General features: G+C 53.8%; 23 protein-coding genes and 1 pseudogene. 10 read left to right on the top strand and 14 right to left on the bottom strand.

Features of this window, described 5'->3' with window-relative positions; translation table 11 throughout:
- Positions 1–172 precede the first annotated feature (172 nt).
- The gene (ccrA, locus tag ABXG94_RS14295) at positions 173–1,453 is read right to left on the bottom strand and encodes a crotonyl-CoA carboxylase/reductase (RefSeq protein ID WP_353535302.1); all 1,281 of its coding nucleotides are present in this window, start codon (positions 1,451–1,453) and stop codon (positions 173–175) included.
- Between the two features lie 400 nt (positions 1,454–1,853).
- Between ccrA and ABXG94_RS14290 the strand changes: the two genes are divergently transcribed.
- From ABXG94_RS14290 to deoD, 3 genes and pseudogenes are all read left to right on the top strand, one after another.
- Positions 1,854–3,821, top strand: coding sequence for a methylmalonyl-CoA mutase family protein (locus ABXG94_RS14290; protein ID WP_353535301.1), 1,968 nt, complete (start codon positions 1,854–1,856; stop codon positions 3,819–3,821).
- 134 nt (positions 3,822–3,955) lie between these two features.
- Positions 3,956–4,150: pseudogene (locus tag ABXG94_RS14285) on the top strand (acylphosphatase); the annotation flags it as partial.
- Between the two features lie 73 nt (positions 4,151–4,223).
- The gene (gene deoD / locus ABXG94_RS14280) at positions 4,224–4,928 is read left to right on the top strand and encodes a purine-nucleoside phosphorylase (RefSeq protein ID WP_353535299.1); all 705 of its coding nucleotides are present in this window, start codon (positions 4,224–4,226) and stop codon (positions 4,926–4,928) included.
- Positions 4,929–5,126: 198 nt separating this feature from the next.
- Here deoD and ABXG94_RS14275 read toward each other — a convergent pair whose 3' ends face one another.
- The 11 genes from ABXG94_RS14275 to ABXG94_RS14225 all read right to left on the bottom strand — a co-directional run bounded on the left by ABXG94_RS14275 (position 5,127) and on the right by ABXG94_RS14225 (position 13,645).
- Positions 5,127–5,333 (bottom strand): hypothetical protein, encoded by a 207-nt coding sequence (locus ABXG94_RS14275; protein ID WP_353535298.1) that lies wholly within the window; start codon positions 5,331–5,333, stop codon positions 5,127–5,129.
- Positions 5,334–5,486: 153 nt separating this feature from the next.
- On the bottom strand, positions 5,487–6,266 hold the full coding sequence (locus ABXG94_RS14270) for a succinate dehydrogenase iron-sulfur subunit (RefSeq protein WP_353535297.1): 780 nt from the start codon (positions 6,264–6,266) through the stop codon (positions 5,487–5,489).
- Positions 6,267–6,361: 95 nt separating this feature from the next.
- Positions 6,362–7,237: a hypothetical protein gene (locus tag ABXG94_RS14265; RefSeq protein ID WP_353535294.1), complete on the bottom strand. Its 876-nt coding sequence runs from the start codon at positions 7,235–7,237 to the stop codon at positions 6,362–6,364.
- A 65-nt stretch (positions 7,238–7,302) separates the two neighbouring features.
- Positions 7,303–9,108, bottom strand: a complete 1,806-nt coding sequence (gene sdhA, locus ABXG94_RS14260) for a succinate dehydrogenase flavoprotein subunit (RefSeq protein WP_353535292.1) — start codon at positions 9,106–9,108, stop codon at positions 7,303–7,305.
- A gap of 15 nt (positions 9,109–9,123) precedes the next feature.
- On the bottom strand, positions 9,124–9,495 hold the full coding sequence (gene sdhD / locus ABXG94_RS14255; protein WP_353535290.1) for a succinate dehydrogenase, hydrophobic membrane anchor protein: 372 nt from the start codon (positions 9,493–9,495) through the stop codon (positions 9,124–9,126).
- 15 nt (positions 9,496–9,510) lie between these two features.
- The gene (gene sdhC / locus ABXG94_RS14250; RefSeq protein ID WP_353535288.1) at positions 9,511–9,894 is read right to left on the bottom strand and encodes a succinate dehydrogenase, cytochrome b556 subunit; all 384 of its coding nucleotides are present in this window, start codon (positions 9,892–9,894) and stop codon (positions 9,511–9,513) included.
- Between the two features lie 304 nt (positions 9,895–10,198).
- A complete protein-coding gene (locus ABXG94_RS14245) occupies positions 10,199–10,957 on the bottom strand; it encodes a DUF4344 domain-containing metallopeptidase (protein WP_353535286.1) in 759 nt (252 codons plus the stop codon).
- A 6-nt stretch (positions 10,958–10,963) separates the two neighbouring features.
- Complete coding sequence (locus tag ABXG94_RS14240; RefSeq protein WP_353535285.1) at positions 10,964–11,995, bottom strand: MaoC family dehydratase; 1,032 nt, start codon at positions 11,993–11,995, stop codon at positions 10,964–10,966.
- Entirely contained in the window at positions 11,995–12,198 is a 204-nt protein-coding gene (locus tag ABXG94_RS14235) for a DUF1737 domain-containing protein (protein WP_353535283.1), read from the bottom strand. Before ABXG94_RS14235 ends, ABXG94_RS14240 begins: the two co-directional genes overlap by 1 nt.
- Before the next feature lie 3 nt (positions 12,199–12,201).
- Entirely contained in the window at positions 12,202–12,750 is a 549-nt protein-coding gene (locus ABXG94_RS14230; RefSeq protein WP_353535280.1) for an NnrU family protein, read from the bottom strand.
- Between the two features lie 40 nt (positions 12,751–12,790).
- Complete coding sequence (locus tag ABXG94_RS14225) at positions 12,791–13,645, bottom strand: HpcH/HpaI aldolase/citrate lyase family protein (RefSeq protein ID WP_353535278.1); 855 nt, start codon at positions 13,643–13,645, stop codon at positions 12,791–12,793.
- 291 nt (positions 13,646–13,936) lie between these two features.
- On the opposite strand from ABXG94_RS14225, the gene ABXG94_RS14220 reads away from it, so the two are divergent.
- Positions 13,937–14,251 (top strand): hypothetical protein, encoded by a 315-nt coding sequence (locus ABXG94_RS14220; protein WP_502901711.1) that lies wholly within the window; start codon positions 13,937–13,939, stop codon positions 14,249–14,251.
- Positions 14,252–14,288: 37 nt separating this feature from the next.
- Here the strand turns inward: ABXG94_RS14220 and ABXG94_RS14215 are convergent, their stop codons facing one another.
- Positions 14,289–15,026, bottom strand: coding sequence for a sulfite exporter TauE/SafE family protein (locus ABXG94_RS14215; protein ID WP_353535275.1), 738 nt, complete (start codon positions 15,024–15,026; stop codon positions 14,289–14,291).
- 168 nt (positions 15,027–15,194) lie between these two features.
- On the opposite strand from ABXG94_RS14215, the gene mdh reads away from it, so the two are divergent.
- Entirely contained in the window at positions 15,195–16,157 is a 963-nt protein-coding gene (mdh, locus tag ABXG94_RS14210; RefSeq protein ID WP_353535274.1) for a malate dehydrogenase, read from the top strand.
- Between the two features lie 63 nt (positions 16,158–16,220).
- Here the strand turns inward: mdh and ABXG94_RS14205 are convergent, their stop codons facing one another.
- Complete coding sequence (locus ABXG94_RS14205; RefSeq protein WP_353535272.1) at positions 16,221–17,258, bottom strand: glycosyltransferase family 2 protein; 1,038 nt, start codon at positions 17,256–17,258, stop codon at positions 16,221–16,223.
- A 224-nt stretch (positions 17,259–17,482) separates the two neighbouring features.
- On the opposite strand from ABXG94_RS14205, the gene sucC reads away from it, so the two are divergent.
- The 5 genes from sucC to ABXG94_RS14180 are packed head-to-tail and all read left to right on the top strand — an operon-like array spanning position 17,483 to position 23,711.
- On the top strand, positions 17,483–18,676 hold the full coding sequence (gene sucC / locus ABXG94_RS14200; protein ID WP_353535270.1) for an ADP-forming succinate--CoA ligase subunit beta: 1,194 nt from the start codon (positions 17,483–17,485) through the stop codon (positions 18,674–18,676).
- A gap of 6 nt (positions 18,677–18,682) precedes the next feature.
- A complete protein-coding gene (locus ABXG94_RS14195) occupies positions 18,683–19,186 on the top strand; it encodes a hypothetical protein (protein WP_353535268.1) in 504 nt (167 codons plus the stop codon).
- 42 nt (positions 19,187–19,228) lie between these two features.
- The gene (gene sucD, locus ABXG94_RS14190) at positions 19,229–20,110 is read left to right on the top strand and encodes a succinate--CoA ligase subunit alpha (protein ID WP_353535265.1); all 882 of its coding nucleotides are present in this window, start codon (positions 19,229–19,231) and stop codon (positions 20,108–20,110) included.
- Positions 20,110–20,757 carry a hypothetical protein gene (locus ABXG94_RS14185; RefSeq protein WP_353535263.1) on the top strand — a complete coding sequence of 216 codons (648 nt, stop codon included), beginning with the start codon at positions 20,110–20,112 and terminating at the stop codon, positions 20,755–20,757. The genes sucD and ABXG94_RS14185 overlap by 1 nt, the downstream gene beginning before the upstream one ends.
- On the top strand, positions 20,754–23,711 hold the full coding sequence (locus ABXG94_RS14180; RefSeq protein ID WP_353535260.1) for a 2-oxoglutarate dehydrogenase E1 component: 2,958 nt from the start codon (positions 20,754–20,756) through the stop codon (positions 23,709–23,711). The genes ABXG94_RS14185 and ABXG94_RS14180 overlap by 4 nt, the downstream gene beginning before the upstream one ends.
- Position 23,712: the final 1 nt, after the last annotated feature.

The following is a 23,712-nucleotide window of genomic DNA, read 5'->3' as shown; positions in this document are numbered from 1 at the left end:
CAAGTCATGCTTTAAGCAATCAAAGCTGCTGTTTCCGGACCAACACAATGCATTCTGCACTGAAATATGGTCCTTCATTGACTTTCAATATCGGGAACTGGTTTCTCAAACGTAAATCGCCTGCGGGCAGAGCACGCAGGCGACCAATTTTTTAACGCTGAAATGCGTGTGCCTAAGCCGTAACCACTTCTTCCAAAGTGCGCAGGCCTTTCTTCGGAGACTGAACCAAAACCGACATATTGCCCGGCAAGTGCTCGTTGCGCAGCATTTTGGTATGGGCCTCTGGAATCTGATCCCATTCAAAGGTTTCAGACAGGAAGGGCTCGATACGCCGTTCAATCATCATCTGGTTGGCCGCTGCCGCTTGCTTAAGATGCGCAAAGTGGCTGCCTTGGATGCGCTTTTGGTGCATCCAGATATAACGCACGTCAAAGGTCAGGTTGTAACCGGTCGTGCCCGCACAGATAACAATCATACCGCCTTTTTTGCAAACAAAGCTCGACACTGGGAAAGTAGACTCTCCTGGGTGTTCAAACACGATGTCTACGTTATTGCCCTTACCCGTGATGTCCCAAATGGCTTTGCCGAACTTACGCGCAGCTTTGAACCATTCGTTGTATTCAGGTGTGTTCACCGTGGGCAATTGACCCCAGCAATCAAAGTCCTTGCGGTTAATGACACCTTTGGCCCCCAACCCCATAACAAAGTCACGCTTGCTTTCGTCTGAAATGACACCAATGGCATTCGCGCCGGCTGCTTTGATCAGCTGGATTGCATAGGTGCCCAGACCGCCGGACGCGCCCCAGACAAGTACGTTCATTCCAGGCTTGAGTTCATGCGGCGCATGGCCAAACAGCATACGGTATGCGGTTGCCAAGGTCAGCGTATAGCAAGCGCTTTCTTCCCAGGTTTGGTGCTTTGGACGGTGCAATAGCTGCTGCGCCTGTACATTTGTAAACTGAGCAAACGACCCGTCTGGTGTTTCATAACCCCAAATACGCTGGCTCGGAGAATACATCGGATCGCCACCGTTGCACTCTTCGTCATCGCCGTCATCCTGGTTACAGTGGATAACAACCTCGTCGCCAACTTTCCAGTTTTTGACTTTTTCGCCAACAGCCCAAACGATGCCGGACGCATCTGAACCTGCAATGTGATAGTCTGCGCCGTGGCTGTCGAATGGGCTGATCGGAACCCCCAATCCTGCCCAGACGCCATTATAATTCACGCCAGCCGCCATCACGAGCACAAGAACTTCATGCGCATCAAGCGTTGGTGTATCGACAACTTCTACTTTGAAAGACTTGTCGGGTTCGCCATGGCGCTCGCGGCGGATTGCCCAAGCATACATTTGTTTTGGAACATGCCCCATCGGAGGCATTTCACCCAGTTCATAAAGATCTTTTTGAGGGGCCTCGTAGGTGGCCAAGCTGTTTTCGTTATCAAGCGCCATTTTCGCCTCCTGAAGTCAAATTACGCCGCAATGCAGAATCGCGTTCTTTGGCAGAGATAGATTCTGTCGCGAAACAATGCAAACACATTTTGCCATATTTGGGTAATTTTATAACCTCGCAAACGCAGAAAAATCGAAAAAGGAAATACGGTCGCAGTGAAAATTTCACCCAAACTAATGATACTAAAAGATAAAATCAAAATACTCTTAAAAATGCTGCTTCGTTTAACAGACGAAATACCGACTTCTGTCGTGAATTTTTGGTTCAAATTCAGCTTATTCAGCCGCTATTAGCGGAAAATCAGCCAAAACGCCGCGTCGCAGCGAATTGACAAGAACGTAAAATTCCAAGTATCTACATCAAAGCGCAATAATATTTCACGCCATATCACGAGGCCCGATGATGACAACGCCGCAAAAAGACCGCCCTTGGTTGATCCGCACCTATGCCGGACATTCCACCGCACAAGCGTCAAATGCGTTGTACCGTGCCAACCTGGCAAAGGGTCAAACCGGGCTTTCTGTGGCTTTTGATCTGCCAACGCAAACTGGCTATGACAGCGACCACATCCTAGCGACTGGCGAAGTCGGTAAGGTCGGCGTGCCTGTGTGTCACCTTGGGGACATGCGCACATTGTTCCAGGATATCCCCCTAGAGCAAATGAACACTTCGATGACAATCAATGCGACAGCTCCTTGGTTGTTGTCTTTGTATATCGCCGCCGCCGAAGAACAGGGCGCGGACGTCAGAAAATTGCAAGGCACAGTGCAAAATGACTTGATCAAAGAGTATTTGTCGCGTGGCACATATATCTGCCCGCCAGAACCTTCTTTGAAAATGATCGCCGACGTTGCGGAATATTGTTATTCAAACGTGCCCAAATGGAACCCGATGAATGTCTGTTCCTATCACCTGCAAGAAGCGGGCGCGACACCGGAACAAGAATTGGCCTTTGCTCTGGCAACCGCCCAAGCGGTGCTGGACACCCTTAAACCCCGCGTGCCCGCCGAAGATTTTGGCCCGATGGTTGCGCGGATTTCCTTTTTCGTGAATGCCGGCATTCGTTTTGTCACCGAGATGTGTAAAATGCGTGCCTTTGTCGAATTATGGGACGAAATTTGCCAAGAGCGATATGGTGTAACCAACCCCAAACACCGGCGTTTTCGCTATGGGGTTCAGGTGAACTCGCTTGGGTTGACCGAGCAACAGCCAGAAAACAACGTGTATCGAATTCTCATCGAGATGTTGGCGGTCACCCTTTCCAAAAAGGCGCGTGCCCGAGCGGTTCAATTGCCTGCATGGAACGAAGCGCTTGGCCTACCCCGCCCTTGGGATCAACAGTGGTCTATGCGCATGCAGCAAATCATGGCCTTTGAAACTGACCTTTTGGAATATGACGATCTGTTTGATGGCAATCCGGCCGTTGATCGCAAAGTTGCAGACCTGAAAGAAGGTGCACGACACGAGTTGGCCACCCTTGAAAGCATGGGCGGGGCCATTGGTGCCATCGATTATATGAAATCCCGTCTGGTGGATTCAAACGCCGCGCGCCTGAATCGCATTGAAGCCGGTGAAACCGTGGTTGTTGGGGTGAACAAATACCAGCAGGGCGAGGCCTCGCCCTTGATGACAGGTGATGGTGGCATCATGGTTGTCGACCCAGCTGTTGAACAAGAACAAATCACCCGGCTGAACGCGTGGCGCAGCGCTAGAAACGCCGACGACGTCAAAACCGCATTGGCGGAATTGCGCGCTGCGGCCGCTGCGGGAGCCAACGTGATGCCTGCCTCTATCAAGGCTGCAAAGGCTGGCGTTACTACCGGTGAATGGGCAGCACAAATGCGCAGCGTGCACGGTGAATATCGTGGCCCCACAGGGGTTTCTGCAAATCCGTCCAACCAAACCGAAGGCTTGGACGACTTGCGCGACGCCGTGAACACGGTCAGCGACAAACTGGGCCGCAGGTTGAAATTTGTGGTTGGTAAACCCGGATTGGACGGCCATTCAAATGGGGCAGAGCAGATCTCTTTCCGGGCCCGTGATTGCGGCATGGACATCACCTATGATGGCATTCGCTTGACACCCCAAGAGATCGTGGCCAGCGCAAAAGACCAAGGTGCACATGTGGTTGGCTTGTCCATCCTATCCGGCTCTCATGTGCCATTGGTCCAAGACCTGATGGCGCGCATGCAGGCCGAAGGCCTTGGGGAAACCCCTGTTATTGTTGGAGGAATCATCCCCGATGAAGATGCTGATCGCCTGCGTAAAATGGGTGTTTCCAGGGTCTATACCCCCAAGGATTTTGAGTTGAACACCATCATGCAAGACATTGTCATTTTGGCTGACCCATCACGTTCTGAGACCTAGCGGCTTGCTTTGCTTGCGCCTGCTGGTCACACTGGGCGCAAAGGGGTGATATGGCACTGGCGGCAAAAGACATACGCATCACTGGGCGCGTGCAGCGTGTGGCTTACCGCCATTAGACTTGCGCCAGAGCCAAAGCCTTGCATCTGACAGGCTGGGTCAAAAACGACATTTCTGGTGCGGTGATTGCGCATCTAGAAGGTGAAAAATCCGATATAGATCAAATGATTACCGATATGTGGTCAGGCCCCGCCGCTGCCTCGGTGCGCGATGTTCAGTCCACCAACGCATCGCTCTCTGGGGCGCATAGCAGCTTTGAAATTCTGCGCTGACCCGAATTCTGCTTGCACCTGTCAGTCAACAGGCGTTTGATCTTTGAAACGAAGCATTTGCGAGGATCAACAGATGACAATTCACATAGGTGCGCAACCCGGGGATATCGCCGAAACCGTGCTTTTGCCCGGAGATCCCTACCGCGCCAAATGGGCTGCAGAGACCTTTTTGGACGAGGTGAAATGTGTCAACGAAGTGCGGGGCATGTTGGGCTTTACGGGCACTTGGAAGGGCAAGCCAGTCACCATTCACGGGTCGGGCATGGGCATGCCCAGCCTGTCGATCTATGTCAACGAGCTGATCAAAGATTACGGCGCTAAGACATTGATTCGTATAGGGTCTTGCGGCGGGATGCAGAAAAACATCAACGTCCGCGATGTCATTCTGGCGATGACTGCAACCACGCTTTCCACCCCGTCCCGCGGTATATTCAAGGAAATGAATTTTGCCCCCTGCGCCGATTACGGCCTGTTGCGCGCCGCCGCTGATGCCGCAGAGGCCAAAGGTACCGACACCCATGTGGGCGGCATCTACTCCAGTGATGTGTTTTATGACGAACGTCCTGATTTAAATGAACAAATGGTGCGCCACGGCATTCTGGGCGTCGAAATGGAGGCCGCAGAACTGTATAATCTTGCGGCCCGCCACAGCTGTCGCGCCCTGGCTGTTCTCACCGTGTCTGACCACCTTTTGACCGGCGAAGCCCTGCCCAGCGACCAGCGGGAAAAATCTTTTGGCGATATGGTGGAAATTGCCCTGCAAGCGGCCTTTGCCTAAGCGCACGCAGCATTAACCATGGATTTGGGCGACCTTAGGGTGGCCCAATCACAGCGATTACAAAAATCTCTGGCAACATTTGGTGTTGCGCCCCGCCAAGGGCCACAAGGTGCGCCGCATTAATCTTTGCCGAGTTGTACAATTTGTACGTTTCAGGCCGCGAATGGTACGATTCGCGCAATTCTACAAAAAAACTGGTTAACGGCCCGCGGAGTCACGCAAACAAATCTTGGGCGGCTTGCCATTATCGGTAAAACCAGTTTCGCCGCAATTCATGCAGATATAAAACCGTTGCCCCTCCTGATCGCGGCGCTTGTCCATGCGCCAGCGGCAATACCGTGTCCGGCGGTTGGAAAACACCGCCACCAGAACAAACGCCAGTATCAAGCCAATCAGAATATGCATGATCGCGATGTGCCCAACGGCGTGTGGAATGTCAACAAACCACAAAGGGCAGACAACCGGCCCGCCCCTTCACCTTTGCAAAAATACTCCGGGGGTGAGGTCGCATACAATGCGACCGAGGGGGCTGGCCCCCTCGCTTGCCCGGCAGGCGTCTTAGATGGCGCGATCTGCGATCATCAGTTTAATCTCCGCAATCGCCTTGGCCGGGTTCAAACCCTTGGGGCAGGTTTTTGCGCAATTCATGATGGTGTGGCAGCGGTACAATTTGAACGGATCTTCCAGCTCGTCCAAACGCTCGCCTGTGGCCTCGTCACGGGAATCGATGATCCAGCGATAGGCGTGCAACAGGGCGGCTGGCCCCAGATATTTGTCGCCGTTCCACCAGTAGCTCGGGCAGGACGTCGAGCAAGACGCGCACATCACACATTCATACAGACCATCAAGTTTTTTACGGTCGGCAATCGACTGTTTCCACTCTTTGGCCGGACGGTTGGTTTTGGTTTCCAGCCACGGCATGATCGACGCGTGCTGCGCATAGAAATGCGTCAGGTCGGGGATCAGGTCTTTGACAACTGGCATATGCGGCAGCGGATAGATCTTCACCACGTCTTTGACTTCGTCGATGCCATAGATACAGGCCAGCGTGTTGATGCCGTCGATGTTCATCGCACAAGAGCCACAGATACCTTCGCGGCACGAGCGGCGGAAAGTCAGCGTTGGATCAATCTCGTTTTTGATTTTGATCAGCGCGTCCAGGATCATCGGGCCGCAATTGTCCATGTCGACAAAATAGGTATCCACAGATGGGGTTTTGCCGTCATCCGGATTCCAACGATAGATCTTAAACTTGCGCAAGTTCTTTGCGCCAGCTGGTTTGGGCCAGGATTTACCAGTGGTGATCTTGGAGTTCTTGGGGAGCGCAAATTCGACCATTCCGTCGTCTCCTTAGTTGCCTAACGCGCAACATGCGCGTGGGGTGGACAGGACACCGCGAGAGGCGGCGATGAGGGGTGCAGCGGGGCAATACATCAGTCTGCCACCTCTACGTGATAGGGGAACTGGGCCTGATCCAGATATGCGACCAGCATATCGGCATCTGCGGGCATCAGTTTTTGCATCAATTCGACCAGTTCGCGGTCTTGCGAGGCGGCCAACAACACCAGCTGATAGGCCGGGTCATTGACCATTTCGCGCCAACGTTCATCGGTGGCCAGCTTGTCAGCCAGTTTCACGCCTTTTTGAAAGGACGAGCCGCCGCCATAGGGCTGTACGCTGCCGAGTGAATTGTCTTTGTGCGGCAGGCCAAGCTCTTGCAGAATCCGGGCACGATAGCGTGGACGAGCAACCCAGCGATCATAGTTGATCGGCAAAAAGTCATTGTTGGCGCTGTTGCTCACCAGTTCAAGCAATTCGCGGTATTTGTCCAAAGCCACCATCATGATGCGCAGGCACACCAAAGTGTCCTGATCTTCGTTGGCCTGGATTTTACGCAAGAGCGAAGCGGACCAATTCATGAAATGGCGATAAAGCACGATGTCGCGCTTGATCAGGTCCATTGGCACGTCCGTAGTCAGGCCTTCGCCGCCCTCGTCGGGGTCTGGCAAGAAGTCTTCGTAGGACACCACCAAAAGCGCGCCGTCTCCGACACCTGCGGTCACGTCCGATATCGGGGTGCCGCGTTTAATCGGCATGCGTTTTGCATTGACTTCAACCGCGCGCCAGCTTTGGGTTGCGGCTTTGCCAATGGTGCAATTGTTCAGAAACGTGCTGTTGCCTTCGGCGTTGCGCAAAAGCCAATTGATAATCGCGTGATTGCCAGACCGGCGCATCCCAAAGGTCCGCAGCACTTCGCCCGGCTGAAAGCCGAGGTCCTGTGCGAGGGCTGTTTGAGACGTTTCTGTCATGGCTATTTTGCTGTCCCTTCAGACATCATCTGCAAAAGCGCCGCCCGAAAGCGGCGCAATTGAATTTAGAATGTCCGGGCTTTTGGCGCGATCTTCTTGAGGTTGATGCCGCCTTCGGCCTCTGTGGTCAGAGGATCTTTGACAACCGGACGATAGGTCAGGTCAACTTTGTTGCCATCCACCCGTGACACCGTGTGCACCCGCCAGTTTTTGTCGTCGCGTTCTGAATAATCCTCATGCGCATGTGCGCCGCGGGATTCCTTGCGCGCCTCGGCACCGTGGATGGTGGCCAATGCGTTTGGCATCAGGTTGGCAAGTTCCAGGGTTTCCATCAGGTCAGAGTTCCAGACCAGGCTGCGATCGGTGACTTTCAGGTCATCCATTTTCGCAGCAATTGCTGTCATCTTCTCGACGCCCTCTTTTAGGGTTTTGTCGGTGCGGAAGACCGCTGCATCTGCCTGCATGGTTTTCTGCATTTCCAAACGCAGATCTGCAGTTGTCACGCTGCCGTTGGCATTGCGTAGCCCGTCAAAGCGATCAAAGGCCGCGTCAACAGAGGCTTGGTTTAGCACTGGGTTGGCGGCGTCTGCATCCACGGTTTCGCCTGCGCGGATGGCGGCAGCGCGGCCAAAGACCACAAGATCGATCAGCGAATTTGACCCCAGACGGTTGGCCCCATGCACAGAGGCACAGCCTGCTTCGCCCACGGCCATCAAGCCCGGAACGGTGGCGGTTGGATCGTCTTTGGTTGGGTTCAGCACCTCGCCCCAATAGTTGGTTGGGATACCGCCCATGTTGTAGTGCACCGTCGGGATCACTGGGATTGGTTCTTTGGTGACGTCAACCCCGGCGAAGATCTTGGCGGATTCCGAGATGCCCGGCAGGCGTTCGGCCAGGGCCTCTGGTGGCAGGTGATTGAGGTTCAAAAAGATGTGGTCACTGCCGTCGCCGACACCGCGACCTTCGCGGATTTCCATGGTCATAGACCGAGACACGTAATCGCGCGGGGCAAGGTCTTTGTACTGGGGTGCGTAGCGTTCCATGAAACGCTCGCCTTCGGAGTTGGTCAGATAACCGCCTTCGCCGCGTGCGCCTTCGGTGATCAGGCAGCCAGAGCCGTAAATGCCGGTTGGGTGGAATTGCACAAATTCCATATCCTGAAGCGCGAGGCCCGCGCGGGCCACCATGCCGCCGCCATCGCCTGTACAGGTGTGGGCAGAGGTTGCCGAGAAATACGCACGGCCATAGCCGCCGGTGGCCAGAACAACGGTTTTGGCGTTGAAGACATGCATGGTGCCGTCGTCAAGCTTCCAGCAGACAACACCTTGGCATTCGCCCTCTTCGCTCATGATCAGGTCAATCGCGAAGTACTCGATGTAGAATTCGGCGTTGTTTTTCAGCGATTGGCCATAGAGCGTGTGCAGGATCGCGTGACCGGTCCGGTCCGCGGCGGCGCAAGTCCGCTGCACGGCAGGGCCTTCACCAAATTCGGTGGTGTGACCGCCAAAGGGGCGCTGATAGATTTTGCCTTCTTCGGTGCGCGAGAACGGCACGCCGTAGTGTTCCAGTTCGTAAACCGCTTTGGGGGCTTCGCGCGCCAGGTATTCCATCGCGTCGGTGTCACCCAGCCAGTCAGAGCCTTTGACGGTGTCATACATGTGCCACTGCCAATTGTCCGGACCCATGTTGGACAGGGATGCGGCGATGCCGCCTTGGGCGGCGACTGTGTGCGAGCGGGTTGGGAAAACCTTGGTCACGCAAGCAGTGCGCAGGCCTTGTTCTGCCATGCCCAGTGTGGCGCGCAAACCTGCGCCGCCAGCACCAACCACAACAACGTCATATTCGTGCGTTTCGTATTCGTAAGCAGCCATGATGAGCTCCGGGTCTTAAAGGGCGATTTTGGCGACGGCGAAAACGCCTGCGGCCATGAGGGCGTAGCTGAGGCAGGTCACTAGGATCAACGTGATCTTGCCCGCCAGACCATGCACATAGTCTTCGATGAGGACCTGTGCGCCATCATTGAAGTGCTTAAAGCCGACAATGAATGTCAGAAGCGCAATGATGGCAGGAAGGGGACGTGAATAATATTCGGTGACGGTGGCATAATCATCGCCAAGCGCTGCGCCAAAAGTCAGCATGAACAGCGGGATTAAAAACAGCAGGGCAACTGAAGACACCTTCATAGCCCAGAAATGATGTACGCCCGATTTGGCAGAGCCGAGGCCCGTGGCGCGCTTGCGGTCAGTGAGATAACGCATGGCTTGCTCCTAAACTCAGACGAAGATGAAGGTAAGAAGGGACAGGATCGGGGCACCAATCAGGCAGGCCCAGCCGAGTTTCTCGGCCTGTTCAAGCTCCAGCATCTTGGCGTTGTCCCAGATCAGGTGCCGTATCCCGGCCAGCGTGTGATACCACATGCCCAGCACCGACAGCGCCATAACCAAATCGCCAAACCAGCTGGTCAGAAAGCCGTTTGCGACGGCAAAGGCTGATTCTGAGGCAGCGGCGGCGAGGAACCACCAGACGATCAACAGCGCGGTGACCAACATGGCATTGCCAGTGATCCGCGTCAGGATCGACGTGATGGAAGTGAGCTGCGGTCGATAGACCGACAAGTGCGGCGAAAGCGGGCGATTGCCCCGGTTCACATCAGCCATTCTGAATCCTTTCAGGTTCCCTTGCTGCCTTTAGTAACAAATATTTCCATTCTGTCACCGCTCGGATTGGTAATAATGCGGTATTTTTTCAATAAATGGTCTGATTTTTGGCAATTGTGGGTTCTTGGCCTTATTTTGTGATCACAGAAATATTTCATGTGATCACATGTTAGCGCCAACCCGCGCGCAACGCGCCTCAATGGTCACAAAACCCGGTGCAACAATCCCCTGATTCAGGTAAGGTGCAAAAGGCCCCCGTTGAATGTTCAGGGATCGCTTTTCATTTGTGATCACAAAATCAAACTTAGTCGCTGGGGGCCATCTGCAGCAAAGCGTCAGCAAATTCACTGCAGACGGTGATCTCTTGGGTTTGGGGGTCATAAAAGGCATTGGCCTCGTCACATTGCGTTACCCGCACACCCAGGGGGACCGGCAGTTCAAACTCAGCATTTAGCGCTGCCAGTTCTGTCGTGATCACACGGCTGGTCAGGACGGCACCATCGGTGGTTTCATCGGTTTCACGTAAGATTAGCGTGGCTCCGCCCCTGTCAGATGCAATCTGGTCCAGCGCCCCACCCCAACTGTGCGCGGCTTGGTCAAATTCATCTGGGCAATAGTCTGCGCGTTCTTCTGGCAAGCCGAGATCCTGGGCGACGTCGTCGCGTTCGTCCGGGTTGGCCCCATAGAAAAGGCAAACCAGATTGTAATAGCGCTGAATGTCCGGCCCGTGCACATCCCAAAACGGGATATCTGCGGCATCTGTTTGCTCGGCTTCGCCCAAAAAGCCAAAAGCGGTGTCATAGGCCAGCTGTACGGCGGACTCTTCGTCATAAAATTCAGACAGTAGAAACACAGACAGCACGTCCGCTGCGTCTTCTTCTTGGCCAAAGATCGGCAGCTCTAGGATGTCAATCAGCGCATGGCCGAACTCATGATAGAAAATGCCCAGCAGATTGTTTTCAACATAGGCTTGGGTGTCTTCTGAGGTGGTTTCAAAAGACAGCTCGGCCTGTGCAGGACAGGCCAGAGCAATGGTTGTAGCGGATAAAATGGTTTTGATCATTTCCCATCAAAGCGGCATTAATACCCAAATATCAAGATCTAGCAGCACATCAGGCAAGTATTTGCCATCGTCGCCTTTCAGCTCGAACGGCGCGCCGCCTTTGGTGGCGACCAGACGTAGACGGATGGCCCCTACCCCAGGTGCACTGGTTTCAGCTTTGTCCAGAACCTCGGACCAAGCGCGAATGGTTGTGCCAGAGAGGCAAGGGTTGGCATGGGCACCGCCGTTTAGGCCAACAATCATCTGCGCATTGGCCAGACCGTTGAACGACAGGGCACGGGCCATAGAGATCACGTGGCCGCCATAGATCAGACGGGTGCCATCTGGGCGGGCGGTGTTGTCAAAATGCACTTTGGCGGTGTTCTGCCAAAGCCGCGTTGCGATCATGTGTTCGGCTTCTTCGATGGTGACGCCATCGACGTGATCAATCACTTCGCCAATTTCGTAGTCGCCCCAGCGGTGCTGTTCACCTGCGAGGTCAAAATCATAGGTGCTGAAGTCGAGGCCTTGGGGGATGGCTAGCTGATCGGCCGGGATCACTTTGTTAAGTTCAGGAATGACGGTTTCTGGGGCTGGGGCGTCAAGGTTGCCTTTGCGCACCATGACCCAGCGCACGTATTCCATGACCGTTTCGTCGTTTTGGTTCAATCCGCGCGTGCGCACATAAACCACGCCGGATTTGCCGTTGGAGTTTTGTTTGACGCCGATTACTTCGGATTCAGAGCGCAGCGTGTCACCTTCGTAAACTGGCAACAGCCAGCGACCCTCGGCATAGCCAAGGTTCGCGACCGCATTTAGAGACACGTCGGGCACGGTTTTGCCGAACACGACGTGAAAGGCCGCAAGATCATCCAGCGGCGATTTTGGCAGACCAGAGGCCCGCGCGAATTCATCGGAAGAATACAGAGCGTGGCGCGCGGGATAAAACGCGTGATACAGGGCACGTTCCCCACCAGAAATGGTGCGCGGGACCGCGTGTTTGATCACGTCACCAACGTTGTAATCTTCGAAAAACCGGCCGGCATTGGTCTTGGCCATCAGTGTGCTCCTAGCTTTGTATCAGGGGTGTAGGTGCCTTCGACCTCTTTCACCACAGCTTGGCCACAGCGCATGATGCCTTTGACCGGGTCAAAGGTTTGCGTGGGGCTGCCGTGTAATGCCCAGCCTTTGTTCAAGGCGTCGGTGACTTTGTGGCAGAAGGCAGATGTGTCATCTTCGGAGAGAAAACGGTAAAGTTTCATGGGTTAGCCTCCGAATGCATTGAGACCAAACAGCATGTGGATCGCGCCAATCACGCCAAGCAGCAGAACTGAAATGGCCAAGAACATCGCGTCTTTTGCAATCGTGCCCTTGGGGTTTGGTTCCCATGCGGGCTCGGCACGGTTGATGACGCGGATCTCGATTAGGGTCCAGACCCATAGGCCCCCAAACAGAACCGCAGAGGCAATATCGCCGTTCACAAGGATATGTGCGATGGCCCAAAGTGCAACGCCGATGAGCATTGGGTGTCTCAGACCATAGAATATAGCGCCTTTTTTGGGTCCGGGGCTGGTGAAGTACAGCGCAAAAAGCACAAGTACATTGTTAACCGGCTTGCCCCAAGCAGGTGTATCCCAAAGGTGGGTGTATTCAGCGGCGCGGTAGCCCAGAACCATGAGAACAACCGATAACAGCAGCAATAAGGCGATGAGCCCTTTGCCCTTGTCGCCCAAGCGCGCACGCGCATCTGGCATCACTCGTTTGAACAAATGAGCGGCAAACCAGATGATTAAACCAATAACAAGCAATGTCATTTCAGCGATCTCCGAAAGAAAATGTAAATCGCGTTAACACCTAGTCGTTTATCGCAGCAATTGCATCCGCTTTTGCAAGTATTTCGCGGGCAGTCACCACATGCAGGTTTTCAACAATCTTGCCGTCGACAACCGCGACGCCCGTGCCTTCTTTTTCGGCCTGCTCAAACGCCTCGATCTGGCGGCGCGACAGGTCAATCTCGGCCTCGGAGGGGGCAAATGCCACATTGGTGACGGCGATTTGGGCCGGGTGAATGATGGTTTTGCCATCCATGCCCATGTCGCGGCCCTGCTCGCATTCAAACTGCAGACCGTCATCGTCTTTGAAGGCATTGTAAACGCCATCGACGATGATCACACCCTCGGCTTTGGCGGCCAAGAGGCAAAGGCCAAGGCCAGCCTGCATCGGCAGGCGGTCCGGGCGGAACCGCGATTGCAGCTCTTTGGCCAAGTCATTTGTGCCCATAACAAAGCCTTGCAGACTGGGGTGTTCAGCGATTTCAAGCGCCTTGAGCATGCCACGTGCGGTTTCCATCATCGCCCAGATCGGCATATCGCCAACGATGTCTGCCAGAGCCTGAACATCCGCTGCGCTGTTGACCTTTGGCAGCAGCACGGCGTCCGCCTGCATATTTTTAACAGCCGCAGCATCAGCTAGGCCCCATTCGGTCGACAAATCGTTGATGCGCACAATGCGCATGCGCGGGCCGTAGTCGCCGGTTTCCAGTGCATTCGCCAGGGTTGCGCGGGCGTTTTCCTTTTCGGCCGGAGCCACCGCATCTTCGAGATCAAAGATAATGGCGTCGACTGGCAAAGTCTTGGCTTTTTCCAGTGCGCGCTCCTTGGACCCTGGGATGTAAAGGACGGAGCGGTATGGGCGTGTGCGTTGCGACAAGGATTCTCTCCCGTAATAAAGTTGCGCGCAGTAGTCGCATTTTTTGCAAAAAGAATTCAAGTGAAATCGTGCCGCAGCGCAGAAATACGGCACGTCAAAGCCGCGCAACAGGCTCACGGGCGCTGCATTAACGCTAAATTTCCTAGTTTCCCGCATTATTTTTGCATCAAGACACAGAGTTCAGCCCCATTGAAACGGGATTTAACGAGCTCGCTTTCGCAGAATGCAAAGCACTTCAGGGATTTGCCAAAACGGCAAACCACCAGCAGCGCTTTGCCAGGAAGGACCAAAATGGAGAAGTTAATAACCCTCACAACGATGTTGTTTTTGCTGGCGCTCGCTGGCACGCAGGTCAACGCCCAAAGCCAGCGCGCCTGTGCGCCACGTGATTCCGTGGTGCAGCGCCTCGCAACAGGATACGGCGAAACCCGACGCTCTGTTGGATTGGGGAGCAATAATGCGATGATCGAAGTGTTTGCCAGCGCCGAAAGTGGCAGTTGGACCATCACGGTGACGATGCCCAATGGGGTAACGTGCTTGGTGGCCACCGGGCAATCCTATGAGGCAATGGCGGAAACCTTGCCACTGCAGGAAAAAGACGCCTAGATCTGCGAACGCACACGACAGGCATTTGAGAGTGCGCCTATGTGAGCGCATCCCAAATCAATTTCGCTCCGGTGCAGGCCAGGCAAATATACGTCACCCGGAAAAACAGCTGCTCGGGAATGATGTGGTGGGCTTTGACACCGATCCACACCCCCAACAGGGCGATGGGGGCAAGAAAGAGGTCGGCGAGCAAGGTCTGATAAGTGAAAATCCCAAGCACCGCATAGGGAATGAATTTCAGCGCATTGATCACCCAAAACACAAGCGTCACCGTCGCGTGGTAGCGGGTTTTCCCCAGACCCTGAGGCAAGAGATACATCGCTGCGGGGGGGCCGCCCGCATGGCTGACAAAACTGGTGAATCCAGAAACAGCACCGGCCAAAAAGCCCGTCCGACTTGAAAACGTGACGTCAGAGACCACCGTTCGTGGCCAGATGCGCCACAACACAAAGGCCAGAGAGATCACGCCTAGCAAAAGCCGCAGCATGTCATCATCAATGACCGTAAACAGCGCCGCACCTAAAAGAAGCCCAGGCAAACCGCCGAGGATCAAGATTTTTGCCTGCGTGCTGTCCCACTGTTTCCAGAAGGGCCGCAGCGTGCCCACATCCATCAGCATCAAAAGCGGTAACATCAGGCCAACAGCGTCTGATGGTTTCATCACAATCGCAAGAATCGCAGAGCTGACAAAAGCCACGCTGCCGCCAAATCCACCTTTGGAAATGCCCGCAAACAGCACTGCGATGGCCGCAACAACGAATATTTCAGTTTCCATAAGGTCCACTCAGTTAGCGCTAAAGCTCTTTGTATGCGCATGTATACATGCCGCTTCAAGCAAATAACACAGGGGATATAGCGCCGCACTGCGGCGCAAAATGCTTGCGTGACGCCGCAGATGAGCGTAACCAAACCCCAAATTTCAATCGGACCGGAGACAGTTTCTATGGCCAGACCTAAAATCGCCCTTATCGGCGCGGGTAACATCGGCGGCACGCTCGCACATCTTGCAGCGGTCAAAGAATTGGGTGACGTTGTACTTTTTGATATCGCCGACGGCCTGCCACAGGGCAAGGCACTCGACATCGCAGAATCCGGCCCGTCCGAAGGGTTTGATGCGGATATGTCTGGCACAAGCGACTATGCCGACATCGCCGGCGCAGACGTTTGCATCGTTACAGCCGGTGTTGCGCGTAAGCCTGGCATGAGCCGTGATGACCTGTTGGGCATCAACCTGAAAGTCATGAAATCCGTTGGTGAAGGCATCGCAGCCCACGCGCCAAACGCATTTGTTATCTGCATCACCAACCCGCTGGACGCGATGGTTTGGGCGCTGCGCGAATTCTCTGGTCTGCCACATAACATGGTTTGCGGCATGGCGGGTGTTCTGGACTCTGCGCGCTTCCGTCACTTCCTGGCAGAAGAATTCAAAGTGTCCATGCGTGACGTGACTGCGTTTGTATTGGGCGGCCACGGTGACACAATGGTGCCATCAGTGCGTTACTCAACAGTGGGCGGCATCCCTCTGCCAGATATGGTGGAGATGGGTTGGACCACACAAGAGAAACTGGACACAATCGTTCAGCGGACACGTGATGGCGGTGCGGAAATCGTTGGCCTGTTGAAAACCGGCTCTGCGTTCTATGCGCCGGCGACCTCTGCCATCGAAATGGCCGAAGCGTTTTTGAAAGACCAGAAACGTGTGTTGCCATGTGCAGCCTACGTTGACGGTGCGCTGGGTCTGGACGGCATGTATGTTGGTGTACCAACTGTCATCGGTGCCGGTGGTGTTGAGCGTGTGATCGACATCAAACTGAATGCCGAAGAGCAAGAAGGCTTTGATAAATCTGTGGCTGCGGTCAAAGGTCTGGTCACAGCTTGCCAAGAGATCGACGGCTCGCTGAAGTAAGCCGCGACGTTTAGACTTTGAAGGGGCGCAAAGAGCAATCTTTGCGCCCTTTTCTATGGGGCCTTAGGTGTTTTGCGGGTCAAAATCATAGATCGCCTCTATCGCGGCGGGGTAGCGTTTGATCAGCTCGGCGTCAAAGGCGGCGGTGGTTGTGGCTTTGATCTCGGGCAAGACTTGCCTGATCTTTGGCAGGGGATCAAAGCCTGCACGATCCAGCAGGCCAAACCCTTCGAGCCGGTCCAAATGGGCCGGCCGCAGGATTTGCAAGGCGCGATGCAGGCGTTTGCCCGCACGATGGGACATATTGGTGGATAAGAATTGATTGACCTGTTCAATCCGGTGACCAGACACAAGCCGCAGAAGATCGTCGATGTCGTGCCCCGCATAGCGCACAATTTTGATCAACCAGTGCAAGGGTGTCAGGCCATCAAAATGAAACAGTCGGCTTGTGGTTGATGTATAACGATTAGAGCGCTTGTCGCGCCTTGCCTGTCCACGAAACGACCAGTGCAGACCAAGAACAAAATCCTGCCCTGTCGGCACCGCGCATTTCCCGGCTGAATGGCCCAAAAGACCGTTGATATAGCAGCCACGATCCGGGCCAAAAATAATGTCGTCATAGCGATGACGCCCCTTGGTGGAGCCACGCAAGACCCCGTCAAAAAGACCGGTGATCTGCTGACGGCGCACATAGGCCCGCTCCCACACTGGGAAATGCAATTCGACGCCCAATTCGGCAACATAGGTCAGCTCTTTTGCCAGGGGACGATCCTGACACAAAAACTCGTCGGCATCCAAGCTGATGAGCCAATCTGTCTGGGCTTGGGCCAGGGCGTGATTTGCGTTGAGGGTTTGCCGGCGCATTTGCAATTTTGGCCGCCCATCGCCCCCGTTTAAATGCGCCCAATGCGCCGCATTGCATTGGGTGACGGTCACCCCAGGCATTTTGGCAAGCGGCTCTGCGGCGCTGTCGTCTGGTTGGTCTAAATACACAAAGACCTGGCTTGCGCCTGTTGCCAAATGCCAGGCAACATTTGCCAGGATCAATATTTCCGGCTCATCCGCGGTCAAAACCACGGCCCATGTGTCTAATTTGTTCATTTTGACGCAAAACACCACTTAACTTGGGCCAGTCTGAAACGGAATGCAGACCGAATCAACAGATATCTCAACCCAAATCTTATTTTTGTGATCACAGATTTTTTTCGTGTGATCACAAAATATAGAAAATTGACCGTATTTCCTCTGTATCGCAAAAAAGGGCTTAGTTTGTTGGTCATTATCGGTTTATACCGGTTTCAATCGTAGCAATATGGGACAGTTTCATGAACATCCATGAATACCAAGCGAAGGCTTTGCTTCGCTCTTATGGCGCCCCGGTATCTGAAGGACGTGTTGTCCTGAGAGCCGAAGACGCCAAAACCGCAGCTGGTGAGCTGGACGGCCCGCTTTGGGTTGTAAAGGCACAGATCCACGCGGGTGGTCGCGGCAAGGGTTCTTTCAAAGAAGCCGATGCGGGCGAAAAGGGCGGCGTGCGCTTGACCAAATCTGTGGAAGAAGCCGCAGAGGAAGCCAAAAAGATGCTGGGCCGCACATTGGTCACACATCAGACTGGCCCAGTGGGCAAGCAAGTCAACCGCATCTATATCGAAGCCGGTTCCGGCATCGAAACAGAATTGTATCTGGCGCTGCTGGTGGACCGCGTGACATCTCGTGTGTCCTTTGTCTGCTCGACCGAAGGCGGCATGGACATTGAAGAAGTGGCTGCGTCTACTCCGGAAAAGATCCTGTCCTTCTCTGTTGATCCGGCCACAGGCTATCAGCCATTCCACGGCCGTCGTGTTGCCTTTTCGTTGGGCCTGAAAGGCGCACAGGTTAAGCAGTGTGTGAAACTGATGGGTCAACTTTACAAAGCGTTCAACGAAAAAGACATGGAGATGCTGGAGATCAACCCGTTGATCGTGTCTGACTCTGGTGATCTGAAAGTTCTGGATGCGAAAGTTGGCTTTGACGGCAACGCGGTTTACCGCCACGCCGATGTTGCGGAATTGCGCGACGAAAGCGAAGAAGATTCTAAAGAATTGGAAGCGTCCAAATACGACCTGAACTACATCGCGCTTGACGGTGAAATCGGTTGTATGGTGAACGGTGCTGGTTTGGCGATGGCCACAATGGACATCATTAAGCTGTATGGCGCAGAGCCTGCGAACTTCTTGGATGTTGGCGGCGGCGCGACCAAAGAAAAAGTCACCGAAGCGTTCAAAATCATCACCTCTGACCCACAGGTCAAAGGCATTTTGGTGAACATCTTTGGTGGCATCATGCGCTGCGATGTGATCGCAGAAGGCGTTGTGGCAGCTGTGAAAGAAGTTGGTCTGCAGGTGCCATTGGTTGTGCGTCTAGAAGGCACAAACGTAGAAGCCGGTAAAGAGATCATCAACACCTCTGGCCTTGACGTCATCGCAGCAGACAACCTGTCTGACGGTGCTGAAAAGATCGTTAAAGCGGTTAAGGGTTAATTTCGGATGCGTTCAGTTCTTGTTGGTTTCGCACTTTTTGCTCTTACCGGTTGTCAAACAACAACCGCAAGTGTGGCTGCACAGAACGTCAATGGCTCTGCTGCATTTTCCAAAATGCAATCGCAGATGGCGGCAAGCGTCTTCAAAGACGTTTGTGTTGATACTTTGCCAAACTTCAACGAAGCTGAGGCAGAACTCCGAAAAATTGGTGCAAAGCAAGTCGGCAAGATTTGGAGGCTAGGAGGGGGTGCAGCAGTGTTTTCCATCCAAACCACCAATGGTCGGAAGGGGTGTGTTGCCACTGTTCAGGAAACCAAGAATTTTGAAATGCTTAATGCACTTTCAAAGGCGCTTAAGGACCCTGCTCTACCGCTTAGAGCAGGTAAACTTGGGAAAAATTTAGCTTTCTTGGCTAACACCCGTGGCGGCCCTGCCTTGATTGTTTTCACTCCCAACACGCAAAAATCGACGGCCTCGACATTTTGGATCGAAGCCAAGGACACAAACTGATCTCGCCGTTCCAAACGGTGAAGTATAGTAAGGAGATGCCAAATGGCCATTCTCGTAGACGAAAATACTAAAGTGATCTGTCAGGGCCTGACCGGCTCGCAGGGCACGTTCCACTCTGAGCAAGCGATTGCTTATGGCACTAAAATGGTTGGTGGTGTGACACCGGGCAAAGGTGGCATCGAGCATCTGGGCTTGCCTGTGTTCAATTCTGTACACGAAGCCAAGCACGTCACTGAAGCGAATGCTTCTGTGATCTATGTTCCTCCGCCGTTTGCAGCGGATTCCATTCTGGAAGCCATTGATGCGGAAATGGAACTGATCATCTGTATCACCGAAGGCATTCCTGTGCTGGACATGATGGCGGTGAAACGCGCGTTGGAAGGCTCTGCTAGCCGTTTGATCGGGCCAAACTGCCCGGGTGTTATCACCCCTGACGCCTGCAAAATCGGCATTATGCCGGGCCACATCCACAAACGTGGCTCTGTGGGTGTTGTGTCCCGTTCCGGCACACTGACATATGAGGCGGTGAAACAGACAGCCGATATCGGTTTGGGCCAGTCCACTGCTGTGGGCATCGGCGGCGATCCGATCAAAGGCACAGAGCACATCGACGTTTTGGACATGTTCCTGGATGATGATGAAACCCAATCCATCATCATGATCGGTGAAATCGGTGGTTCTGCAGAAGAAGAAGCGGCGGAATTCCTGAAAGAGCAAAAGAAGAAGGGCCGTTGGAAACCAACAGCTGGCTTCATTGCGGGCCGTACGGCACCTCCGGGCCGCCGCATGGGTCACGCCGGCGCGATTGTCGCTGGCGGCAAAGGTGGCGCCGAAGACAAGATCGAAGCCATGAAGTCTGCGGGCATCGTTGTTGCTGACAGCCCGGCCGGTTTGGGCGAAGCTGTTCTGAAAGCGATCGGCTAATGAAAAAGATGTCGGTAAACTGGCTTTACCGCATTTGTACCGCGATGGCCATTTCGGCCATCGCGAACACTGGTCTTGCCGAAAGCGGCTCCAATTCGCTGCAAGAAACGCTCAATCTGTGTGTTGCTGCGGAACAGTTTGAACAAGCTGCTAATGTTGAACTATCAAACATTGGTTGGACTGAAGTGAAAAGAAAAGAGTTGAGCGATCACGCAATTCTTGGATTTGCTGCGCAACAGTTTTCACTCCTTACGTTTAACAGTGATGTGTCTGATCACTGGAGCAAAACTTGGGTTTCGGCCAAACAATATGCAGGTGCAGAACGTCGCTATAAAGACACAAACCCAAACGTTGCTGTTCAAGTATTTGAACGCCGTGATAATCAAAGCATCTTGAAGCTCACACGAACATCGATAGGCTCGAAAGTTCAGATCCAATGCGACGTGATTTTGTCCGCTGAAAGTGCTTCCGAGCTGGCTAACGTCTTGCCTGCACCACAGACGTTACCTTATCCAATCTATACTTTTCCGCGACAAACAACGCCCTTTGGGTCGTTGCAAATCATAGGCTTTGATCAGAACCGTATCGAAGCCGCTATCAAAGAAGAATTTCCATTCTTCGCCCATTTTAGCGTGGTATCAAAATGACTGATCAATCCTCCAACGATCTGTTTCACGCCTCTAGCTTTATGCAGGGGCATAATGCTGAATATCTTGAGCAGCTTTACGCGCGCTATGCGTCTGACCCAAATGCGGTTGACGAGGTCTGGCAAGACTTTTTCAAACAGCTGGGTGATGCAGAGCTGGACGTAAAGGCCGAAGCCACCGGCCCGAGTTGGGCGCGTGGTGATTGGCCCCCGGCCCCAAATGATGATCTGACCAGCGCGTTGACAGGCGAATACCCTGCCCCGGCAGAAGTCAAAGGCGCGGGTGACAAAATCAAAGCCAAGGCGGCCGAAAAGGGCGTGGAAGTCTCTGATGAGGCGGTCAAACAAGCGGTTCTGGATTCGATCCGCGCGCTGATGTTGATCCGGGCGTACCGTATTCGTGGCCATTTGGTTGCTGACCTTGATCCTTTGGGCATGCGCGATAAGACACCTCACCCAGAACTGGACCCCGCGTCTTATGGGTTTGCAGGTGCCGATTTGGATCGTCCGATCTTTATCGACAACGTTTTGGGTCTGCAGATCGCAACGATGCGTCAGATTTTGGACATTGTGCGCCGGACCTATTGCGGCACGTTTGCGATGCAATACATGCATATTTCGAACCCCGAAGAGGCCAGCTGGCTGAAAGAACGGATCGAGGGCTACAACAAAGAGATCACGTTTACGCGCGAAGGGCGTAAGGCAATCTTGAACAAGATGGTTGAGGCCGAGGGCTTTGAGAAGTTCCTGCATGTAAAATACATGGGCACCAAACGTTTTGGTCTGGATGGCGGCGAAAGCCTGATCCCAGCGATGGAACAAATCATCAAGCGCGGTGGCGCGTTGGGGGTGCAGGACATCGTGATCGGCATGCCGCACCGTGGGCGTCTGTCGGTTTTGGCGAACGTGATGCGCAAACCTTACAAGGCCATCTTTAACGAATTCCAAGGTGGCTCGTTCAAACCCGAAGACGTTGATGGGTCTGGCGATGTGAAATATCACCTGGGCGCGTCTTCTGATCGGGAATTTGATGGCAATTCGGTGCATTTATCGCTGACCGCCAACCCAAGCCACTTGGAAGCCGTCAACCCGGTTGTGCTGGGGAAAGTGCGGGCCAAACAAGATCAGCTGAATGACGATGACCGAATTTCAGTTTTGCCAATTTTGTTGCACGGTGATGCGGCTTTTGCGGGTCAAGGTGTTGTGGCAGAGTGTTTTGCCCTGTCTGGACTGCGTGGTCATAAGACCGGCGGCACGATGCATATCGTTGTGAACAACCAGATTGGTTTCACGACGGCGCCGCATTTCTCGCGGTCTTCGCCCTATCCAACAGACAACGCGCTGGTGGTTGAAGCGCCGATTTTCCACGTGAACGGCGATGACCCGGAAGCGGTTGTACATGCGGCGAAAGTCGCGACAGAATTCCGTCAGAAATTCCACAAAGATGTTGTGCTGGATATCTTCTGCTATCGCCGGTTTGGTCACAACGAGGGCGACGAGCCCATGTTCACCAATCCGATGATGTACAAGAAGATCAAGGGCCACAAAACCACCCTCAGCCTGTATACCGAGCGTCTGGTCAAAGATGGCCTGATCCCGGAAGGCGAGATCGAGGACATGAAGGCCGCGTTCCAGGCGCATTTGAACGAAGAGTTCGAAGCGGGCAAGGAATACAAGCCCAACAAAGCTGATTGGCTGGATGGCAAATGGTCTCATCTGGATCGCAAAGACGAAGATTATCAGCGTGGCGAAACCGCAATAAAACGCGAGACCTTTGACCAGATTGGCGCGTCGCTGGCGTCGGTGCCAGAGGGCTATCCGATTCACAAGACGGTCGGTCGTTTGCTGGAAAACCGTGGTAAGATGTTTGCAAGCGGCAAAGGTATTGACTGGGCCACCGGCGAAGCCTTGGCGTTTGGCTCTTTGTTAACCGAAGGCTATCCGGTGCGTCTTTCGGGTCAGGATGCAACCCGCGGGACTTTCTCGCAGCGGCACTCTGGCATTGTGAACCAAGATAACGAAACCCGCTATTATCCGCTAAACAATATCCGGTCGGGCCAGGCACAGTACGAAGTGATCGATTCAGCCCTGTCTGAATATGCGGTTCTGGGTTTTGAATACGGCTATTCGCTGGCAGAGCCAAATGCGCTGACACTGTGGGAAGCGCAGTTTGGTGACTTTGCCAATGGTGCGCAGATTATGTTTGACCAATTCATCAGCTCTGGTGAAAGCAAGTGGTTGCGCATGTCAGGCCTGACGGTTCTGTTGCCGCATGGCTTTGAAGGCCAGGGCCCAGAGCACAGCTCTGCCCGTTTGGAACGGTTCTTGCAGATGTGCGGGGGCGACAACTGGATTGTGGCCAACTGTACTACGCCGGCGAACTATTTCCATATCCTGCGCCGTCAGTTGCATCGCAGCTTCCGGAAACCTTTGATCATGATGACGCCAAAATCTTTGTTGCGTCACAAAATGGCGGTGTCCAAGACCGAAGAATTCACCGATGGCTCTAGCTTCCACCGGGTACTTTGGGATGATGCGCAATATGGCAACAGCGATGCTAAGCTGGTCAAAGATGACAAAATCAAGCGCGTCGTCATGTGTTCAGGCAAAGTCTACTATGACTTGCTGGAAGAACGCGACGCACGCGGCATAGATGACATCTATCTGATGCGTATTGAACAGTTCTATCCATTCCCGGCGATCTCGTTGGTGAAGGAGCTAGAACGCTTTAAAGGCGCTGAAATGGTTTGGTGCCAAGAAGAGCCAAAGAACCAAGGGGCTTGGACCTTTATTGAGCCAAACATCGAATGGGTTCTAGGCCGCATCAAAGCAAAAAACACACGTCCGATTTATGTGGGTCGTCAGGCATCTGCCTCGCCTGCGACCGGACTTGCAAGCCAACATAAAGCACAACAAGCAGCGCTGGTGAATGACGCGCTGACCATTGAAGGGTAAT

This window comes from Cognatishimia sp. WU-CL00825 (assembly GCF_040364665.1).
Taxonomy (GTDB): domain Bacteria; phylum Pseudomonadota; class Alphaproteobacteria; order Rhodobacterales; family Rhodobacteraceae; genus Cognatishimia.
Note: the sequence above shows the minus strand (reverse complement) of the source record. Positions and strands in the feature narration are given on the sequence as shown.

Coding starts and splice junctions, on each gene's coding strand:
- ccrA (WP_353535302.1), bottom strand. CDS start 1,453: ATGGCGCTTGATAACGAAAACAGCTTGGCCACCTACGAGGCCCCTCAA.
- ABXG94_RS14290 (WP_353535301.1), top strand. CDS start 1,854: ATGATGACAACGCCGCAAAAAGACCGCCCTTGGTTGATCCGCACCTAT.
- deoD (WP_353535299.1), top strand. CDS start 4,224: ATGACAATTCACATAGGTGCGCAACCCGGGGATATCGCCGAAACCGTG.
- ABXG94_RS14275 (WP_353535298.1), bottom strand. CDS start 5,333: ATGCATATTCTGATTGGCTTGATACTGGCGTTTGTTCTGGTGGCGGTG.
- ABXG94_RS14270 (WP_353535297.1), bottom strand. CDS start 6,266: ATGGTCGAATTTGCGCTCCCCAAGAACTCCAAGATCACCACTGGTAAA.
- ABXG94_RS14265 (WP_353535294.1), bottom strand. CDS start 7,237: ATGACAGAAACGTCTCAAACAGCCCTCGCACAGGACCTCGGCTTTCAG.
- sdhA (WP_353535292.1), bottom strand. CDS start 9,108: ATGGCTGCTTACGAATACGAAACGCACGAATATGACGTTGTTGTGGTT.
- sdhD (WP_353535290.1), bottom strand. CDS start 9,495: ATGCGTTATCTCACTGACCGCAAGCGCGCCACGGGCCTCGGCTCTGCC.
- sdhC (WP_353535288.1), bottom strand. CDS start 9,894: ATGGCTGATGTGAACCGGGGCAATCGCCCGCTTTCGCCGCACTTGTCG.
- ABXG94_RS14245 (WP_353535286.1), bottom strand. CDS start 10,957: ATGATCAAAACCATTTTATCCGCTACAACCATTGCTCTGGCCTGTCCT.
- ABXG94_RS14240 (WP_353535285.1), bottom strand. CDS start 11,995: ATGGCCAAGACCAATGCCGGCCGGTTTTTCGAAGATTACAACGTTGGT.
- ABXG94_RS14235 (WP_353535283.1), bottom strand. CDS start 12,198: ATGAAACTTTACCGTTTTCTCTCCGAAGATGACACATCTGCCTTCTGC.
- ABXG94_RS14230 (WP_353535280.1), bottom strand. CDS start 12,750: ATGACATTGCTTGTTATTGGTTTAATCATCTGGTTTGCCGCTCATTTG.
- ABXG94_RS14220 (WP_502901711.1), top strand. CDS start 13,937: ATGGAGAAGTTAATAACCCTCACAACGATGTTGTTTTTGCTGGCGCTC.
- ABXG94_RS14215 (WP_353535275.1), bottom strand. CDS start 15,026: ATGGAAACTGAAATATTCGTTGTTGCGGCCATCGCAGTGCTGTTTGCG.
- mdh (WP_353535274.1), top strand. CDS start 15,195: ATGGCCAGACCTAAAATCGCCCTTATCGGCGCGGGTAACATCGGCGGC.
- ABXG94_RS14205 (WP_353535272.1), bottom strand. CDS start 17,258: ATGAACAAATTAGACACATGGGCCGTGGTTTTGACCGCGGATGAGCCG.
- sucC (WP_353535270.1), top strand. CDS start 17,483: ATGAACATCCATGAATACCAAGCGAAGGCTTTGCTTCGCTCTTATGGC.
- ABXG94_RS14195 (WP_353535268.1), top strand. CDS start 18,683: ATGCGTTCAGTTCTTGTTGGTTTCGCACTTTTTGCTCTTACCGGTTGT.
- sucD (WP_353535265.1), top strand. CDS start 19,229: ATGGCCATTCTCGTAGACGAAAATACTAAAGTGATCTGTCAGGGCCTG.
- ABXG94_RS14185 (WP_353535263.1), top strand. CDS start 20,110: ATGAAAAAGATGTCGGTAAACTGGCTTTACCGCATTTGTACCGCGATG.
- ABXG94_RS14180 (WP_353535260.1), top strand. CDS start 20,754: ATGACTGATCAATCCTCCAACGATCTGTTTCACGCCTCTAGCTTTATG.